At 36.9% G+C, this 17,165-nt stretch carries 17 protein-coding genes; 4 read left to right on the plus strand and 13 right to left on the minus strand.

The genetic code is table 11. The annotated features are described in order from the left end of the window. Positions 1-90 precede the first annotated feature (90 nt). Complete coding sequence (locus TR08_RS15530) at positions 91-285, plus strand: hypothetical protein (RefSeq protein ID WP_045519684.1); 195 nt, start codon at positions 91-93, stop codon at positions 283-285. An 83-nt stretch (positions 286-368) separates the two neighbouring features. On the opposite strand, the gene TR08_RS31110 is transcribed toward TR08_RS15530, so the two are convergent. The 5 genes from TR08_RS31110 to TR08_RS15550 form a co-directional block, all read right to left on the minus strand. Further along, on the minus strand, positions 369-545 hold the full coding sequence (locus tag TR08_RS31110) for a DUF2187 family protein (RefSeq protein WP_081954506.1): 177 nt from the start codon (positions 543-545) through the stop codon (positions 369-371). Between the two features lie 100 nt (positions 546-645). Then, positions 646-801, minus strand: coding sequence for a hypothetical protein (locus TR08_RS32590; RefSeq protein WP_193747759.1), 156 nt, complete (start codon positions 799-801; stop codon positions 646-648). Between the two features lies 1 nt (position 802). After that, complete coding sequence (locus TR08_RS15540; RefSeq protein WP_045519593.1) at positions 803-2,050, minus strand: Ger(x)C family spore germination protein; 1,248 nt, start codon at positions 2,048-2,050, stop codon at positions 803-805. Then, a complete protein-coding gene (locus TR08_RS15545) occupies positions 2,025-3,134 on the minus strand; it encodes a GerAB/ArcD/ProY family transporter (RefSeq protein ID WP_045519595.1) in 1,110 nt (369 codons plus the stop codon). The genes TR08_RS15540 and TR08_RS15545 overlap by 26 nt, the downstream gene beginning before the upstream one ends. 6 nt (positions 3,135-3,140) lie before the next feature. Beyond that, entirely contained in the window at positions 3,141-4,682 is a 1,542-nt protein-coding gene (locus tag TR08_RS15550) for a spore germination protein (protein ID WP_045519597.1), read from the minus strand. A gap of 135 nt (positions 4,683-4,817) precedes the next feature. Here TR08_RS15550 and TR08_RS15555 point away from each other — a divergent pair, with 135 nt between their 5' ends. Both TR08_RS15555 and TR08_RS15560 read left to right on the plus strand, forming a co-directional pair. Beyond that, positions 4,818-5,630 carry an alpha/beta fold hydrolase gene (locus TR08_RS15555; RefSeq protein ID WP_045519598.1) on the plus strand — a complete coding sequence of 271 codons (813 nt, stop codon included), beginning with the start codon at positions 4,818-4,820 and terminating at the stop codon, positions 5,628-5,630. 119 nt (positions 5,631-5,749) lie between these two features. After that, positions 5,750-6,679 carry a DMT family transporter gene (locus TR08_RS15560; protein WP_045519600.1) on the plus strand — a complete coding sequence of 310 codons (930 nt, stop codon included), beginning with the start codon at positions 5,750-5,752 and terminating at the stop codon, positions 6,677-6,679. Positions 6,680-7,036: 357 nt separating this feature from the next. Here TR08_RS15560 and TR08_RS15565 read toward each other — a convergent pair whose 3' ends face one another. The 5 genes from TR08_RS15565 to TR08_RS15585 form a co-directional block, all read right to left on the minus strand. After that, positions 7,037-8,197, minus strand: a complete 1,161-nt coding sequence (locus TR08_RS15565; RefSeq protein WP_045519602.1) for a DUF3800 domain-containing protein — start codon at positions 8,195-8,197, stop codon at positions 7,037-7,039. Between the two features lie 727 nt (positions 8,198-8,924). Beyond that, the gene (locus tag TR08_RS15570; protein ID WP_026568674.1) at positions 8,925-9,125 is read right to left on the minus strand and encodes a cold-shock protein; all 201 of its coding nucleotides are present in this window, start codon (positions 9,123-9,125) and stop codon (positions 8,925-8,927) included. A gap of 150 nt (positions 9,126-9,275) precedes the next feature. Next, complete coding sequence (locus TR08_RS15575) at positions 9,276-10,808, minus strand: acetyl-CoA hydrolase/transferase family protein (RefSeq protein ID WP_045519688.1); 1,533 nt, start codon at positions 10,806-10,808, stop codon at positions 9,276-9,278. A 119-nt stretch (positions 10,809-10,927) separates the two neighbouring features. Further along, positions 10,928-11,572, minus strand: coding sequence for a LytTR family DNA-binding domain-containing protein (locus tag TR08_RS15580; RefSeq protein ID WP_045519604.1), 645 nt, complete (start codon positions 11,570-11,572; stop codon positions 10,928-10,930). After that, positions 11,569-12,312, minus strand: a complete 744-nt coding sequence (locus tag TR08_RS15585; protein WP_045519607.1) for a DUF2161 domain-containing phosphodiesterase — start codon at positions 12,310-12,312, stop codon at positions 11,569-11,571. The genes TR08_RS15580 and TR08_RS15585 overlap by 4 nt, the downstream gene beginning before the upstream one ends. Positions 12,313-12,510: 198 nt before the next feature. Here TR08_RS15585 and TR08_RS15590 point away from each other — a divergent pair, with 198 nt between their 5' ends. Next, positions 12,511-14,079 (plus strand): hypothetical protein, encoded by a 1,569-nt coding sequence (locus tag TR08_RS15590; RefSeq protein WP_045519609.1) that lies wholly within the window; start codon positions 12,511-12,513, stop codon positions 14,077-14,079. A gap of 109 nt (positions 14,080-14,188) precedes the next feature. Here TR08_RS15590 and TR08_RS15595 read toward each other — a convergent pair whose 3' ends face one another. The 3 genes from TR08_RS15595 to TR08_RS15605 all read right to left on the minus strand — a co-directional run bounded on the left by TR08_RS15595 (position 14,189) and on the right by TR08_RS15605 (position 17,068). Further along, complete coding sequence (locus TR08_RS15595; RefSeq protein ID WP_045519611.1) at positions 14,189-15,286, minus strand: threonine aldolase family protein; 1,098 nt, start codon at positions 15,284-15,286, stop codon at positions 14,189-14,191. Between the two features lie 176 nt (positions 15,287-15,462). Then, positions 15,463-16,452, minus strand: coding sequence for a biotin synthase BioB (gene bioB / locus TR08_RS15600; protein ID WP_045519613.1), 990 nt, complete (start codon positions 16,450-16,452; stop codon positions 15,463-15,465). A gap of 19 nt (positions 16,453-16,471) precedes the next feature. Further along, positions 16,472-17,068, minus strand: a complete 597-nt coding sequence (locus TR08_RS15605; protein ID WP_045519615.1) for a biotin transporter BioY — start codon at positions 17,066-17,068, stop codon at positions 16,472-16,474. Positions 17,069-17,165: the final 97 nt, after the last annotated feature.

Below are 17,165 nucleotides of genomic sequence, written 5' to 3' on the forward strand. Positions count from 1 at the left end.
AAATGGAAATATTTTTTCTCAAATACTTTTTTCACTTGAATAGTCCAGCCATTATTGCATAACCTATTGCTGTTTAGGGGGTGAACCATGATGTCTAACCAAACAAATAAGCAAAAAGGTGTTGCAGAAGGTATTAAAGAAACAGCGGGTGCTGCCTTTCATACTCTTCATAGTGCTCTAGAAACAACTGAGAACGTTGCTATGAATGCATTAGACGCGGCAAAAAACACTGCCAATAATTTAGCTGGTAACAGAAACGAAAAGGGTCAACGCAATCATGATTAAAGAATAAAACACAATAAACAAAAAAATCCCTTTGGTTTAAAGGGATTTTTTTGCGGGAATTGTATTATATTTATGGTTGCTTATTATTTTGTTATTTTGTAATTTTTATGATTTACAATCGTAATCAGTGGTTCATCCTTATCCTTTGAGACACCATATTGAACCATTACAGAATTTTCCCTTACTCCCGTAACCACACCTTCTAAAGAGTTTCCCTCTCGTTTAAAGGAAATCTTATCGCCAACTTTTGCATTAGCCATTCTATCACCTCGCCTATATATTTTCCAAATATAGCTCATTAAATACTTAATTGCAAGGTGATTTGACACTAGTGTTCCTTCAATTAAACAAGACTGATTTTTATAAAATCGAAAAAAATGGAAGAACGATAACCGTTAGTGTAAGAAAGAAAACTGCCAGTGCACTTATTTTCTGCTTCTCCTTCCATAAGGTGATACCGAAGCCAAGGGTATAAACTGTAATCGAGATCAGAGCCAGGATAATGAATACTTGCAAACTACTCGCCCACCTTTTTTGGTCTACTTGTTTGTTTCCCATAATTAACAATATCAATCTCTGCTTTAACATGAATATCTGCACGAAGGTAGGATTTTCCCCAATTAAATTTTTTATATTCCTGTATGGTTCCAAAATATTTCTTAGCAAATAAAGGTAATGGATATGGTACACCTTTTAATTTTGTTTGTGTTTTTTTGAGTAAGTCTTCATTCATTTGTTCAATATGATCAGCAATATGTTTTCTTAATATTTGGCGGTTTTTTTCTTTTCGATAATTGACCCTTGAGGGATTCGACATAATCTCAAACTGTAATGGGATGGTGATATAAATCTTTGGTCTGATCCCCTTCAAATTCATTTTTACTTTATTGCTTTGTGTTTTCAGGATTCTCGCTGCAAATTGTTTCTGAGAGCTTGAAAAAGGGTCAGGTATATTTACCAATATATCTTTAATATTCGTAGTATCATCTAGAATATTAATAGTACGTGTTTCTTGACCAGTTAGTTTATCAATCATAACTCCATTCTTGAATACAGCTGACCCAATAAATTGGGTATCATCTAGTTCACCAGTTGCATTCAATTCCCCTGCCATGTATTCATCTTCTCTTTTAATTTTAGGATTCTTTTCTCTAATTGCCGTTGTGTACATTGCTAAAAAAAGGTCTGTCCCTCTTTCGGCTGATTGAAAATAACGGAACAGAGTTGAATCGGGAATCAGTCCATTTTCAATCCCGTGATTGACCATAAATTGAAAGTATTTATGTGGCCTTGTTTCCATTCTTGGTTTATTTTTCAAAAAATATTGTGCTGCCTTTTCTTTAGAAACAGCTAGATAACTATTTAAGCGAATTTCTTTATCTTTTAAAACTTCGAAAAATGTCGATGGAAACATTGGGTCTCTAGCAAATTCCTCGGACACAACAAAAATTCTTAACAAATCATAACTGATACTGCGGGAGATAACTGAATTTGCAGTTGCTTTCGCTGCAATGAAATCATTAGCGTCAAACGAAATGATTTCTCGAGGCTTTTCTGTTGAACCGCCACCGCCTTGCATACTTCCCACTTCGGGATTGGCAAGTAACATGGTTACCTTAATTTTCCCTTCCTGTTTTGATCGATCTAGCCCCAGCCCAATCACATAGGATTTATCTTCAAGTTCTCCTCGATCCCAACAGCCTGTTAATAAGATAACCATGACGAAAAACAACATTAAACTACATACTGTTTTTGTTTTTTGCATGTTTAAATTCTCCTTTTAACTGCGCGACCAACCATAAGGTGATGGAAATGACGGCGAACATAGGACCCGCCAAATTTTGTATAAGTGGTTTTAGTACTAATGTGATATCAATGGGTGATTCCGGAATGATCCCAATCAATAAATAAATCGTTGTAAGCGATGGGATTAAGTATTCAAAGTCTTTAATTTTAAACAGTTGACCGAACATAAGGGCATTTATATACAAAAATGCCGTAAAACGAATAAAGGCTGTCATGATCCAAATGATGAAAAATATGATTTCCACATTCGGTATATAGTCTCCAAGTGAAATAAAGCGGATTGCTATATGGAATGGATAAGCATATCCGGCAAGGGAGGCATCAAACATACAAATAAATATGAGGGTAGCCACACTAATTTGGATGCTGACATATACAAAGGCAATCCAAGTCCCTTTTTTGAAAACTTTGTTTGAAGTGACATAAGGAATGACCATCGTCAGTATAAAAAAATCAGCAAAAATAGTTATATTCTGTGAGCTTAACTTTATTATTTCAAGTTGTCCTGGTCCCCAAATGGGAAACATAGATTGTATATTGCTTTGTTGAGTACTGATCCCTAAAGCAATATACAAAGAGAGTAGAGCATAGAAAATAATCAGATATGAAACGGATCCTACATGCTGAAGCCCCTTTTTAGCGCCATATGCACAAATAACCATTAATATCACATAGATGATCAAATTTGGTGTGGTCGTAAAATAAAACGATCGAATGATATTTGTATATGTTCTTGTATCATACGAAACAGCGAACGAGCTGATGATAAATATAAAGAGACAAACTATAAAACCAAGATACTTTCCAAATAATTTTTTAATAACCGAAAACAAATCTTTATCTTGATACAAAGACATCGTCTTTATTAATAAAAAAAGAGGGATAAAAAAGATTCCAGCGGATAGAAGCGGTATCATCCATGCTGCATTTTGGACCTGTCTAAACAGGACCGCTGGCGTATCTTCAGTCGCTTTAGCCCCAACCATTAAAATAGCGATGGAAACAAATTCACGAATTCCAAGTTTTCCAGGTTGCTGATTCATATATAATTATCCCTTTCTTTGTTTAACCATATCCTTAGGCTTTAAATATCCTGGACGGAACTTTTCTTTCATTGGAACATGTCGAATTAGTAAGTCCTTTGACGAGAAAGAATGTGGTGTCATAGGTGCAAAATAAGGAGTACCAAATGATTTCAATGAAACTAAATAATACAGTCCAGCTATTAATAAAGCTGTAACTCCATATATCCCCATAAAGCCTGCAGAAAAAATAAATAAAAAACGAGTAATGCGAATGGCGAAATTCATGCTTAAATCACTGATTATAAAAGAGCTTAACCCGCTTAAAGCTATAACAATGATAACAATCGGACTAATAATGTTTGCTTGAACAGCTGCTTGGCCTAAGATTAACGCTCCGACAATCCCAATCGTTGGACCTATGGGGGATGGCACGCGTAATCCAGCTTCACGAATAAGCTCAAAGGCAATTTCCATCATGAGGACTTCGACAATTGATGGAAAAGGTACTCTCTCCCTTGTCCCGGCTATAGCCATTAACAAATCTGGAGGAATCATGCCGACATGAAAGTTTGTAATTGCAATGTAAATTGGAGAGGTAAAAACGGCAACAAAGAGAGCTAAGATTCTCAGTATTCGAATGAAATTACCATAGGGTGTTCGCAAGTAATGATCTTCCGGTGAATGAAACAACGCCCAAAAGGTAGCAGGCAGGATCAAACAGCCAGGTGAATTTTCCATTAATAAAATAATATGCCCTTCTTCGATAAAAGCGGCTGCGCGGTCGGGACGTTCCGTATATAAAAGTGTTGGAAATATGGATCTCGGTCTTTCTTCTAGAATTTGCTCTAATATACTTAAATCAAGAATACTATCGATTTCAAATGACTCTAGCTTATCTTTTATGGTTTGAAGCAGTTCCTCATTTACAAGATCTTTTTGATAGACAATAAATACATTGTTCCTAGACCGTTTTGAAATCGGCTTAGTTTCAACTAGAAGATTTTCATTTTTAATTTTTTTGCGGATTAAGGAAATATTGTCAATTACCCTTTCGTTAAAGGCTTCTTTTGCTCCTTTAACAATCACTTCATTATCGGACTTTTCAATTGAACGGCCACTAATTTTGGTCGTTTCAAATAAATAACATTGATCATCACCTTCCACAAACAAAGCTGTAATCCCAGCAGTAATGTATTCCGTAATCTCGCCAATATTTGAAGCTGTACTTGCAATTGGGTAGGAAACGATATCTGGAATTTTTTTTGATGGATGCTCGTTATCAATTAGTGGTTCTACTATGCTATCCATAATGGCTTGAATATCTGCCATTGTACTCAAAAAAATGATAACACCCTTGCGTTTAAGGGAAGTGATGGTGAACTCACGTACTTTTACATCTATATTATCTGGAACAGTAAATAGAGTTTTAAAAGTCGCTAAATTTTGATCATAACTAGTGCTTATGTCTTGTTTTTTTAATTCAATAACCTCTGTATTGGATTGTTCATTAAATTCTGGTTCTGTATTGAGTCTTTTTTTCCACAACTTGGAGATTTTTTCCCTCATTCTAAATCCCTCCCAGTTTTTATATCGTTTTCCATCTCTAGGGATTTTATGTATGAATAGGAACTTACTACAAATAAAAGGAAGTTCAAGGGAATATAGTTAGCGAAAGAACTCTTTTTTAAGGGGGAAATCTTCATGGGGTATTATGTGAAAGTAGAACCAGACGTTGACATTTATGTAGAGGATATTAATTGGAGAGGCTCGAAAACGATCCTCTTTTTACACGGTTGGCCTGGAAATCATAAGTTGTTTGAATATCAATTTAATCACCTTCCACAACTAGGATTTCGATGTATCGGAATTGATCAACGAGGTTTCGGTCAATCAAGCAAGCCTTGGAAAGGATATGACTATGATCGGTTAGCGGATGATGTGCGAGGTGTGATAGATACATTAAATTTACAAAATATTACGCTAGCTGGTCACTCAACAGGTGGAGCGATTGCCATTCGTTACATGGCACGTTACCATGGGTATGGCGTTTCAAAGCTTGCCCTACTAGCGGCTGCAGCGCCAAGTGTCATTCAACGGCCTTATTTTCCCTATGGGCTAGCTAAGGAAGAGGTTGAAAAAATCATTCAAGGAACCTATAATGACCGGCCCAACATGCTGCAGGGATTTGGGGACATTTTTTTCTATCAGCATGTAACGAAGCCATTCTCAGATTGGTTCTTTCAATTAGGTCTTCAGGCAGCCAGTTGGTCCACTGCAACCGTTGCCAACACATGGTTAAACGAAGAAAGATTATTTCAGGACATAGGAAAAATAGAAGCTCCCACCCTTATCATGCATGGAATTCATGACAAGGTTTGCCACTTTCCCTTAGCAGAAGCACAACGAAAAGGAATAAAAAATTCCAAGCTTGTCCCCTTTACAAATAGCGGTCACGGCTTGTTTTGGGAAGAACGGGAAAAATTCAATAAGGAATTGGCGCAATTTATTGATTGAGGCTTTAAAAAAATTAGGGTTTTATTTAAAACTCTATTTTTTTAAGAAATTTTTTATTTCGAAATTCGAAAAAGATGGTAAAATACAAGTTATTACATTTTATGGATTAGGAGATTGCCATGAAAAAAAAATGGATGATATATGGAATGCTATTTATCGCAACGGCTACATGGGGAAGTGCCTTTCTTGCTGGTAAAATTGCTGTTCAAAGCTTTGAACCGGCAACGGTAGCATTTTTACGTTTTTTAGGGGCTGCTGTCCTTTTGTTCCCTCTTATGTGGGTCATGGAAAAAAACCGAAAGAAACCAACACTCAAAGATTATGGATTATTTGCGGTACTCGGCTTAACAGGTATTGCACTGTATAATATCTGTTTTTTTATTGCCACCAAACAGGCACCAGTTATTAAGAGTTCACTATTTATTGCCTCAAACCCGGTATTAATCGTCCTTTTATCCGGAGTATTTTTAAAAGAAAAAATTACGAAGAACCATATTATTGGGATGGTAATTGCGCTATCGGGAGCTGCATTTATTATCACAGATGGTCATATCCTTACATTGTTCCAACTTGGTTTTCAGACAATTGATTTCGTTTTACTTGGTGCCGTGATTAGTTGGGCATTGTACAGTGTGGTTGGCAAGGTGGTTTTGAAAAAATATAGTGCCGTGGAATCCACTACATACGCGGTTGCTTTTGGTACGGTATTTTTAGCACCGTTTGCTTTTGTTGAAACGTCTTGGCAGGATATTATGCAGGCAGACTTCTCAACCTGGGTGGCGATTGCACATATGAGTATTTTTGTAACCGTCGTTTCCTTTATTATGTATTATTACGGGATCAAAGAGGTGGGTGCAGCTAAAGCCTCGATTTTTATTAATGTTATGCCGGTATCTGCTGTGTTGATGGCTACTATCTATTTAGGAGAAACCTTCACCTGGGCTCACGGAATTGGAGCCGCGTTTGTTTTAACCGGAGTCTATATTGGAACAAATACGAAGTTATTTAACCGGAAATTACCTGCTGTTAACGTGGCAGATTTTCGCTAAGCTATTTTGCTCTAAAAGGATTGTCCTATGGTGAATCTGATTCCCTCTAGAGCTATTTTTTGTTCTTATGGGAATCAGATGCTTATTCTGATTCCCTTTGAAACTATTCTCGTACCCTAGAGGTAATCAGAATGCTTCTTTCCAAAAATAAATAAACTCGTCCAAGTGAACGAGTTGTAATGACTATTTATCGTTCCAATCCTTTGCTAACATGCTATAACGTCACATGTCTTCATAATGGTCATATAGCCATGGTTTTAATCTATTAAATCGTATTATTTCGTCCTTATGCTGCTGCTGCAATAATTCTATCGATATTTCTTCATCTACTTAGAATGAAAAAATTCAGTCTCCCCCTTATTCCCCACTCATTGATGCTATTTTTTCCATTTCAATCATCCTTTTTAAGTATTCATATTCTGCTTTTTCAAGAATGTCTATTTCCTTGTTTGTTGCCAGGAGGATTTGGTCCCTGCACTTAGAGACTCTTTGAATCATCGGGTGGATTGTTAAACTTGATAGATTAACAAAGTCATACAAATCATTTAAACAAACCGGTAATTTGTAGCCTTTGTTACTGGAGGCAATTAACAATCCATGGTCACGCAGCTTCGAAACAATGTTTGAACGAAAATAATGCTGCTTGATTTTATTGATTCTGATGGCATTAAGGTTATCAAGAATTTCTTCGGTGTACACATAATCATCTGGATTTTCCTTCAAATTGAATAATAGAAACTTCAGTAAATCAATCCGGACTCTATCATCCTCTTCTTCACTATTCCGATGTTTCTCAATGTATTGATACGCCAGATTAACAGCTTGTTTAATGATAATCTGATCAGTTTCCGAGTCCGTTTTTTCATAGTGGTAGTCGTACAAGTAGTGCTTATAATCATGTGGCCAAAGATTAATGGTGATGATTTTGTTTTTCAAAAGTTTATAAAACGATGGATACTGTTTAGAATAATGTTTTACGTCATAACCTTTTGCAATTGTCTCAGCTATTAACTCTGCCAATTCTAGAAGAATTTCGGATTCGTTATCGTTAAAACCAAAGGTTGAATAATTAAACAAGTCTGGGATGCACTTCCGTTTTACGTAAGCGATAAATTCCTGCATAAACTCCTTTGACCCCTGGTCATCAGCAACAAGATCAAGAGTGTCAAAGGTACGAAATAAATCATCAAAGATCTTTCGATTAAAAAATTTAATAAACGTCTTTTCATATGTAACGCCGCTGTCTTCTCTAATTTTCCGCTTATCGATGACATACGCATACACCTTAAAGGGTAAGTCCTTTAAATCATGTAAGATTTCCAATCGAAGACTATCATCAATTTCCCTTTTTTGAAGGTGTTTTCGTTTAATTCTTTCAACTTCCTGCTCGAGAAATCCTTTATCAGAACCTTTTACTAAAATAGAAACGATTATAAAGTGGGTCGAAGTCTCAGGTTGATCAAAATCGAATCCGTAATGGCCAAATTCATTTATAAAAGCATATTGGATATCATTCAATTTTATCCCACCTCACCAATGGAAAAACTTACTATACTTATTTCAACAAAAAAACCTCTAAACCTTTTAAATGTGCTATTTTTCCTTGAAAAATCCTTTGGGAATATTACTTATTGTAAAAAAAGATTATATTACGGTTCTCTTGAAGAATACTAAAGTTTGTATTTGTTTTTTGCGAAAGGAGAATCTTAACAAGGTGAATGTTCAAAGACATGAAAGATGAACTAGTACACGTCATGTGGATGGGAAAGCAGACACTAAACATCAAGCACAGGTTCAAAAAAGCCGCAGGGCTACGCTAAGTTATACTTTATTACAATTCTCATTTGGGTAATTTTTTCATTTATTAAAAAAAGATTAGGGATTGCGATGAATATGTGCTATACTGTGTCTACCATTTGCTTTACGTTTTACGTTTTTCGGTTACCCGCCCTGCTCAATACCTGAGCAGGGTTTTTTTCGTGACCGATTGCCTTGTTTCTTCGAGAACATGGGCATGATTAACTCCTAATCGTTACATTGCCCCTACATTCCCTCGTTCACGGGCACGATTAGCTCCTAATCGTTACCGCCAAACCTACTTTTCCTTGTCCACGGGCACGATTAACTCCTAATCGTTACCGCTTCCCCTACTTTTTCATCTTCATGAACACGATTCGCTCCAAAAGATTTTTAGACAACGAAAAAAGACTCTCAAAAGAGAGTCTTTTATATATGTCGGTTCAAATTAAGCTTTACGAACGTTAGTAGCTTGTGGTCCGCGTTGACCTTGTTCTACTTCAAAAGTAACTGCTTGACCTTCGTCTAAAGTTTTGAAACCTTCGCTTTGGATAGCTGAGAAGTGTACGAATACATCGTCTCCTGCTTCTCTTTCGATGAATCCGAAACCTTTTTCTGCATTAAACCATTTTACTTTACCTTGTTCCATTTGTTGTTTCCTCCTCGTGTGCTGTGCACACATTGTGTTACTATCCTTGCTCAGTTCTTTAGACGTAAAGTTTGAAAACTTTTTAATCCAACTGACAAACAAAAATAATTCTTCCTAACTATAACAGACATTTTCTATTAAAGCAAATTATTATACAAAAACTTTTTTGTAAACCGTTTCATGTACCTTTTTTAACATGGTCCCCTGCTGTGCAAAATTGGTATGCCACGAAAAGGCTTTTTCTAATACGTGCGGGGTTTGACCGCCTCTCGTTAAGGCTTCTTGGTAATATTCGCGAAGCTGCTCTCGATACATTGGATGGGTACAATTCTCGATGATTAATTCCACCCGTTCTCTTGGTGCTAGTCCACGTAAATCTGCATAGCCCTGCTCAGTAACGATGACATCCACATCATGTTCAGTATGATCTACATGTGAAACAAATGGAACGATACTTGATATGTTTCCGCCTTTTGCAATCGACTTTGTTACAAAAATGGCCAAACGGGCATGGCGGGCAAAGTCACCAGATCCACCAATACCGTTCATCATTTTTGTACCTAACACATGGGTAGAATTAACATTTCCATAGATGTCTATTTCTAAAGCAGTGTTAATAGAGATCAAGCCGAGACGACGGATAATTTCTGGATGGTTCGAAATTTCCTGTGGTCTCATAATTATTTTTTCACGATACTTCTCATAATGATCAAATACCTCTTTCATTTTTCCATCTGAAAGGGTAATCGAGCAGCAGGAGGCAGTTCGTACTTTGCCTGCATCAATGAGGTCAAACACTGCATCCTGTAATACTTCCGAATAGACCTCTAAATCTTGAAACTCGGAATCAATCATTCCATGAAGAACTGCGTTAGCGACGGATCCAATCCCTGACTGCAGCGGTGCCAAACGTTCAGTAAGTCTACCAGCAGCAATTTCCTTCTGTAAAAACTGAATCAAATGCTGGGCCATAATTTCTGTTTCCTCATCAGGCGGGACGATCGTTGACGGAGAATCAAGCTGGCTGGTAAAAACGATGCCTTTTACTTTCTCGATATCGATAGGGATCCCGTGTGTTCCTATGCGGTCATTTGTTTTAGTTAATGGTATTGGTTCCCTATCCCCTTGTTTTCCTGGTTCATATAAATCATGGAGTCCTTCGAGTTTTTCATTTTGAGCTAAGTTGATTTCAATAATAATCGACTTTGCATTTAACGCGAACGATAATGAATTTCCAACGGAGGTAGTTGGAATAACCATTCCATCTTCTGTGATTGACACCGCTTCCAAAATCGCGAAATCAATTGGGGCAATCACATTTGCGCGCACTAATTCAGCTGTGTGTGACAAATGCTGGTCAACAAATAACAGCTCACCGCTATTAATCTTTTTTCTCATTGTCGGATCGGCTTGAAAAGGAAGTCTTTTCCCCAAAATACCTGCTTCCGCAAATAATTTATCTACATCTGAGCCTAAAGAAGCCCCAGTATAAACGTTAACTTTAAACTTCTCGGACTTTGCTCGGTTTACCAATGCAAACGGAACCGCTTTCACATCACCCGCACGTGTAAATCCGCTTAACCCCAATGTCATTCCATCTTCAATCCACTCTGCCGCTTCTTCTGGTGTCACCACTCGGTCCCAAAGCCGAGGGTCTCTAATCCGGTTTAAATTACTTTCAATCATCCATCCCACTCCCCTTTGTCATTATTTTAACTGATAGGTCTTATCAATTAGGAAATGTGGGATTAACTACGGAATTTTCAGACAAAACAGCATATTCCATTTCTAAAGCAGCATAATTAAAACCCAAGCAGCCTGCGAAAATAGCTGGAGTAAGATTGACTGACTGGAACTCTGTCTCCGTTATCCATTGAAAGGATAAAAGTGGAATGAGTGTCAGGGAATATCTCTTTAATATGATTGACATTGACAATAAACGAGCGGTGACAGCGGATAAAATGATCCTTTGGCAGCAGAAACTCAAATTCCTGCAATGTGTTTTTATGGGTACCGGAATGTTGCTTTCCGTTTACATACGTCTTTTTCTCCTTCGCCTCTAAGTAAATAACTTCGGAAAAAGGCATGGGAATCCAGCCATCCTCGGTTTTAATGGTTACGACCAATTTACCGCTCGTTAATGCAGGAAAAATCGCTGTGACGCACCCTTCCAAGTTCCCATCATGAAAGAAGGGCACAGCCATCCCATGATAAGGCACGCCAAAGACATCACGGTCAATAAATTCTGATACCTTCTGCCGGGAAGATATCGCTTTATGAGCAATGGTCCCCTCCTTTAAAACGTCTCCTCGCTGGATCTTCAAATCTACCCTTTTACTAGGGCGATAATAGATATACTCACTCGTATCCGAGACTGCAATGGAAATTTCCTCTGAAAATAATTCACTTATTACATCTAAAAGGGAAACAACTGTAATACTTTTCATTTGGTATCTCCACCGTCCCTTATTTCTAGTTTTTCTAAATAATATTTTACTAAATCCTGATACTCCTGCATCTCAAATTTGCCCTTTTCAGTAATGATGTAGGTTCCCCTCTTAATCCTTTCAAACCATCCATAATAGTTTTTCGTTAAGATAGAGGGTATTTTATCACCCGCCCCCATATCTTTTAAAGCCCTCGGGGATAATGGTCCCATTTTTTCTAGAAAACAAGCAATTTGAATGCAATTTTCTTTGTAGGCAGTCATGATTTTGGTCCGATTACTTCCCCCCACATTGAAATCGGCACTGCGTCCGCTAATTTCCTTTAAGATCGCTTCTCTCTTCATCTTGTTTCGACCGGTAGCTTTTTTATGATTAAATGGAGTAGGATGGATAAGTATATCTGCATTCGAGCGGCTTCCTGGAAAAGATACTACAATTAGTCCCAGTTCTAACCTTTTAATTAGATGACATTTATCTGCCCATTGCTTAGACTTCATCCGAACTTTTGGTTTTGGGATTGCAATGTATACTTGATCAGTTAACTTTTGTCGTTTGGCAGCTTGAATAAGAAGATCTACACTTAAGGTGAGCTTTAATTCAATAATGACCAGTTCATCCTCTTTGACTGCGACCATATCACAGTCCTTCACTTCACCATAGACCTTATAGCCTTCCCGCGAAAAATACCGCTGAATCGGTTTATATAAATCTACCTCTTGTAGCTTTTTCTTTTCTTCCATATGAATCTCCTAAAAATCTTTTTTCTCCTAGTTATATTAACATGAAAATGGGTAGAGGTTTATCAAAGATTATATAGGAATAGGTTGAAATAACAATTTTTTACAAAGGAGGTGTATTTGAAATAGCATAATCTGTCAGAATTATGTTAATATTGTTTAGTCAAAATAAATAGAGAACTAGTATCATGGGGGTATAAAATGAAAAAAAGATTCATAACACAGCTTTATTGGATTATACCTGGAGTTATTATGGTTTTTGGATTACTTCTATTATTCTATCAAAACTTTTCTGATGTGACTGAACCACCTGCACAAGATTGGAGTAGGGCCCTAACTGTAGGAGAGACAGATTTGAATAAACTACCTCCTGTAAAAATAACAGAAAATGGAGAATTTGTTTTTACAAGATTTGAAGGTGGAAAATTAGCTACTACTACACTGGGCAAGGATTTCACTGTAAAGGATCAGAAAACATACGACATACCCGTTGATAAATGGACACAAGTTTATCAGCAAGAAGATCGAATTATCTATTTTGATTTTAAAAATATTTATGACCAAGATAAGAATATGATCATCTCTGATGTTGAAAAGTTCTATCCTTTAGAGACAACTATTCTTTATATAAAAGAAAACGTACTTTTTCAACTTTCACCGGAAAGTAAGAAATCTGAAAAAGTGATGGATATTGATTTAAAAAAGCTGGATATAGTTCTCCAAGAGAACGAAGCTGGAGTCAATATTTTAGCTTATACATCCGACCCAAATGGAGTCAATATTACACTGCAACATTTTACGAATGGAAAAATGAATACCGTATATCAATCGAAAATAAAGGTTGATCCAGGAAAAGTTGTCAATGATATCTCCTTTGCATTGGATGATGACAAATTAGCATTGTTACTTCAGGAAGAGCTTGAATCCACTCAAGGAAATCCAGAGTTTTTTAACTATTTTATGCTCACGAGTGTTACAAGTCCAAACACGGATCCTCTTTACGAGTTAACTTTTGATGATCCAGCTGGAAATAACAGCTTGAGCGAAGTTTCTGATGTCGTTCTAAAATTTAGCAATGGTAAACCAACGATTTTATTTCACGCAAATGGGCGAACAGAAACCCAGTTCAATGACAGTACAACCTTTAATATCTATACTGCTGAAATAAGCGGAAGCGGCTCGACTAAAACAGAGCGACGCAGCAACACAGCGGAAATTTCAACTAACCCGCAATGGATGAATGAAGAAACCATTGCATGGGTGGATTTGGATGGTGATAGCCATAAAATTAAAATCTCATCCGCTGATAAGGCGACAATCAGTCCATTACTTGAGTTTTCTCAAAACGATTGGCTACAGTCACTAGGTAAGACGATTGGGATGATAACCTCATCATTTTTTGGCATAGCCTTTTCTGTTATTTGGTTTATTTGGCCTATTCTTTTCATTGTGTTTATGTATATGTTCAGAAATAGAATTGCTGATCGTGATCCAATTTGGTACTTTTATACAGGAATTGGACTTTACGCGATTGCAGCGATCATTTGGAAAGATCGGTTTTTTGTGGATAACATTTATGCAAATGCACCGAATTACTTAACCTTTACAGGCAGCTCGTATTTTTACATGATTTTATTCGCAATCATTGCTTTTTGGTTAACGATTCATACAAAAAAAACAAATGATTGGGCTGGTACAGTAAGAATTACCTATTTTGTTGGTATTCACATCATACTATTAACGATATTCTTCGGACCTTATGTCATCTAAGAAGCATAAAAAAATCCCCATTTCTGATGGGGATTTTCTTTGTGTATGGATGATTAAAGTTATCGATCCGTTATGAAATGTGTGAAATATTGTTTGAAAAAGCCACAACCTAAACTTTAATGGTCTTCATTTTTTCATCTAGCAGTTGAAGGACCTTTTTTAAATCCACTTTAGGTAGCTGAGCATACAAATCCCCAATGCTTACTTCGTAGTTACTAGTTGTCTTACTAACTTCGCGGACATAACTGGTTAAGCCAATGCCAGTTTCTTCATAAATCGATGCTAATATTAACTCCATCTCCTCTTTTGGTGCTTCAAAATGGACATGAAACATATTTGAGACTGGTTCCAATGGCAAGGTCGAAACACCATGACATTCGTTAAAGTAGCGGGCAAATTCTTTTGCTTCCTCATAGTACTGTTTCATATTCCCAACTCGTCGATCAAAATAATAATCGGCACTTACTATGTATGGATAAAGGCTGATTAAATCGCCTCCATGGCGCCTTTTCCATATTTTTGATTCTTCTGTGAAAGCTTGGTTTCCTGCAAGAATCGCTCCTGCAATCCCGCCAATTCCTTTGTAAAAAGAAACATAGACACTATCAAAAAGGGCACAAACTTCTGCAGCAGACTTCTGATAATAGGGTAGAATTTCAAACAGTCTTGCCCCGTCTAAATGTAATTTGATCCCCTTTTCCTTACAATAAGTAGAAATATCCTCAAGTGTTTTGTAGTCTGGAAGCTGTCCGCCAATTTCCCGTTGGGGTAATTCGAGCAATAAACAGGCTATTCCATCTTTTAAGCCAACTACATCTTCTAGCTGAATGATCCTGTCTTTATCCGCTAATAAAACAGTCTCAATATGGTGTAATTTCTTTAGTCCATCTTCTTCATGAATTTCTAAATGGCTTAATGGGTGGTACGCCACTTTGTTGATCCCTTTTTGGTCGCACCAAATTCGTAAGGCAATTTGCTGTGCCATCGTCCCGCTCGGGAAAAATACAGCAGACTCCTTACCAAGGTACTTTGCCATTTTCTCTTGGAAGTCGTCGATTACTTTACCCTTACCGTACATCTCACTTTCCATCTCTCCATCGATATCCATTAATACCTCTTTCAGGACTTGAATATTCTTTGGACCATGACCAGGCACTTTATAAGTGGTTTTCTTATAAGCTTCTCCTAAAATATTTTTTTCTGACATTACTGTTTCTCCCTTCAAGACTTCTATTAATGTGATCTAACTAAATATATTTCAACAGAGATGTATCTAAACCTTTTAAAAGGTATTTTATACTAAATTTATTTTTAATGCGAAAAAGGACATCATCTAAAAGATGACGCCCAGGTATTCTTGTATCCTAATGGACAATTAACTTATTATTGAACTGTTTCTTTTACAAAATCTACTTCAAATCCTAATTCTTTAAGCATTTGGTGATCTGCGGTTGTTTCTTGACCTGAAGTTGTTAAGTAATCTCCTACAAAAATAGAATTCGCTGCATATAATCCAAGTGGTTGTAAACTTCCTAAATTAACTTCTCGTCCTCCTGAAATTCTAATTTCTTTCGTTGGATTCACATACCGCATAAGAGCTAAAACCTTTAAGCAGTATCTAGGATTCAACTCCTTAGTGCCTTCAAGAGGAGTACCATCAATCGCATGTAGAAAATTAACAGGAATGGAATCTGCATCTAATACTTTTAGACTCATTGCCACATTCACTACGTCTTCTTTCGTTTCCTTCATACCGACGATTACCCCTGAACAAGGAGAAATTCCTGCTTCTTTAACTAACTGGACCGTATTAACTCGATCATCATAAGAGTGTGATGTAGTGATTGATTCATGGTGGTTTTCTGAGGTGTTAAGGTTATGATTGTAGCGATCGACACCAGCTTCTTTCAGCTTGGCTGCTTGTTCAGGTTTTAAAATTCCAAGGCAGGCACAAATCTTCAATTGATATTTGTCTTTTATTTCCTTTACTGCTGAAACAACTTGGTCCACTTCATTATTACTAGGACCGCGACCGCTCGCTACTATGCAATATGTACCAGCATGAAGCTGATAAGCTTGTTCTGCTCCTTTAAGGATGGTATCTTTATCCACCATTCGATATTTTTGAATCGGAGCATTAGAAATACTAGATTGCGAACAATAGCCACAATTTTCAGGACAAAGACCTGATTTTGTATTTATTAACATATTAAGCTTTACCTTATTACCATAATAATGATGGCGAATTAAGTAAGCTCCATGCAATACCTCTAATAATTCCGTATCGGTAGAATTTAATATACTTAATGCTTCCTCTTTTGATATTTCATGACCATTTAATACCTCTAAAGCTAATTCCTTCCACTTACTCATACAATCTCCCCATTTCCCCTTAACTCACTTTTCTATAATTACTAAATTGGCTTCTCGATAAGGTACGTTCTAAGCGATGTCCCATTAGACCTGCTAATATGGCTAGAATAATATCTTTTGGAAGTGGAACTACCATCCATAACCAAGCCATCTTATAGGTAAATCCATCAGGTGCTGAAGCCCATACTTTATAAGCAGCGTACATCCAGTTCGTACCGAAAACATAGTTGATTGCCATCCCTACAAGTGCTGCGAAAACATATACCCCAGCTGTTTTCTTCATCTTTTCCACTATGTATCCGGTTGCAAATGCTGTGAAAATAAACGAAACAATAAAACCAAATGTAGGGCTAATGATTTGCCCAAAACCTGCTCCAAATTTTGCAAATACCGGAACGCCTACCAATCCAACAAATGCATAAACCATCATTGCAATGGCTCCCAATCGACTTCCAAGTACCACTCCTGCTAAAATAGCAAAAAATGTCTGCAACGTGATGGGTACTCCCCCCACGACCAAGAAGGGAGCAATCGATGTAATGTTAGCTCCAACAGCCATTAGTGCAACAAACATTGCCGCTGCCGTTAGATCAGTTGTTCTAAGTTTCATAACCATCCCCCTAAAATATTGTATAAATTAAGAATAATTGGTTCATATATTTATGTCAACCTAATATATCATTAAGTTTACATATTAGTATGCTTTCTGAGAC

It is taken from the genome of Neobacillus niacini, assembly GCF_000759675.1.
Classification (GTDB): domain Bacteria; phylum Bacillota; class Bacilli; order Bacillales; family Cytobacillaceae; genus Neobacillus; species Neobacillus niacini_A.

What these genes read in the sequence shown, in the direction of transcription:
- TR08_RS15530 (WP_045519684.1), top strand. Translation starts at nt 91, where the DNA reads ATGTCTAACCAAACAAATAAGCAAAAAGGTGTTGCAGAAGGTATTAAA.
- TR08_RS15590 (WP_045519609.1), top strand. Translation starts at nt 12,511, where the DNA reads ATGAAAAAAAGATTCATAACACAGCTTTATTGGATTATACCTGGAGTT.
- TR08_RS15560 (WP_045519600.1), top strand. Translation starts at nt 5,750, where the DNA reads ATGAAAAAAAAATGGATGATATATGGAATGCTATTTATCGCAACGGCT.
- TR08_RS15570 (WP_026568674.1), bottom strand. Translation starts at nt 9,125, where the DNA reads ATGGAACAAGGTAAAGTAAAATGGTTTAATGCAGAAAAAGGTTTCGGA.
- TR08_RS15595 (WP_045519611.1), bottom strand. Translation starts at nt 15,286, where the DNA reads ATGTCAGAAAAAAATATTTTAGGAGAAGCTTATAAGAAAACCACTTAT.
- TR08_RS15550 (WP_045519597.1), bottom strand. Translation starts at nt 4,682, where the DNA reads ATGAGGGAAAAAATCTCCAAGTTGTGGAAAAAAAGACTCAATACAGAA.
- TR08_RS15545 (WP_045519595.1), bottom strand. Translation starts at nt 3,134, where the DNA reads ATGAATCAGCAACCTGGAAAACTTGGAATTCGTGAATTTGTTTCCATC.
- TR08_RS15585 (WP_045519607.1), bottom strand. Translation starts at nt 12,312, where the DNA reads ATGGAAGAAAAGAAAAAGCTACAAGAGGTAGATTTATATAAACCGATT.
- TR08_RS31110 (WP_081954506.1), bottom strand. Translation starts at nt 545, where the DNA reads ATGGCTAATGCAAAAGTTGGCGATAAGATTTCCTTTAAACGAGAGGGA.
- TR08_RS15555 (WP_045519598.1), top strand. Translation starts at nt 4,818, where the DNA reads ATGGGGTATTATGTGAAAGTAGAACCAGACGTTGACATTTATGTAGAG.
- TR08_RS15540 (WP_045519593.1), bottom strand. Translation starts at nt 2,050, where the DNA reads ATGCAAAAAACAAAAACAGTATGTAGTTTAATGTTGTTTTTCGTCATG.
- TR08_RS15580 (WP_045519604.1), bottom strand. Translation starts at nt 11,572, where the DNA reads ATGAAAAGTATTACAGTTGTTTCCCTTTTAGATGTAATAAGTGAATTA.
- bioB (WP_045519613.1), bottom strand. Translation starts at nt 16,452, where the DNA reads ATGAGTAAGTGGAAGGAATTAGCTTTAGAGGTATTAAATGGTCATGAA.
- TR08_RS15605 (WP_045519615.1), bottom strand. Translation starts at nt 17,068, where the DNA reads ATGGTTATGAAACTTAGAACAACTGATCTAACGGCAGCGGCAATGTTT.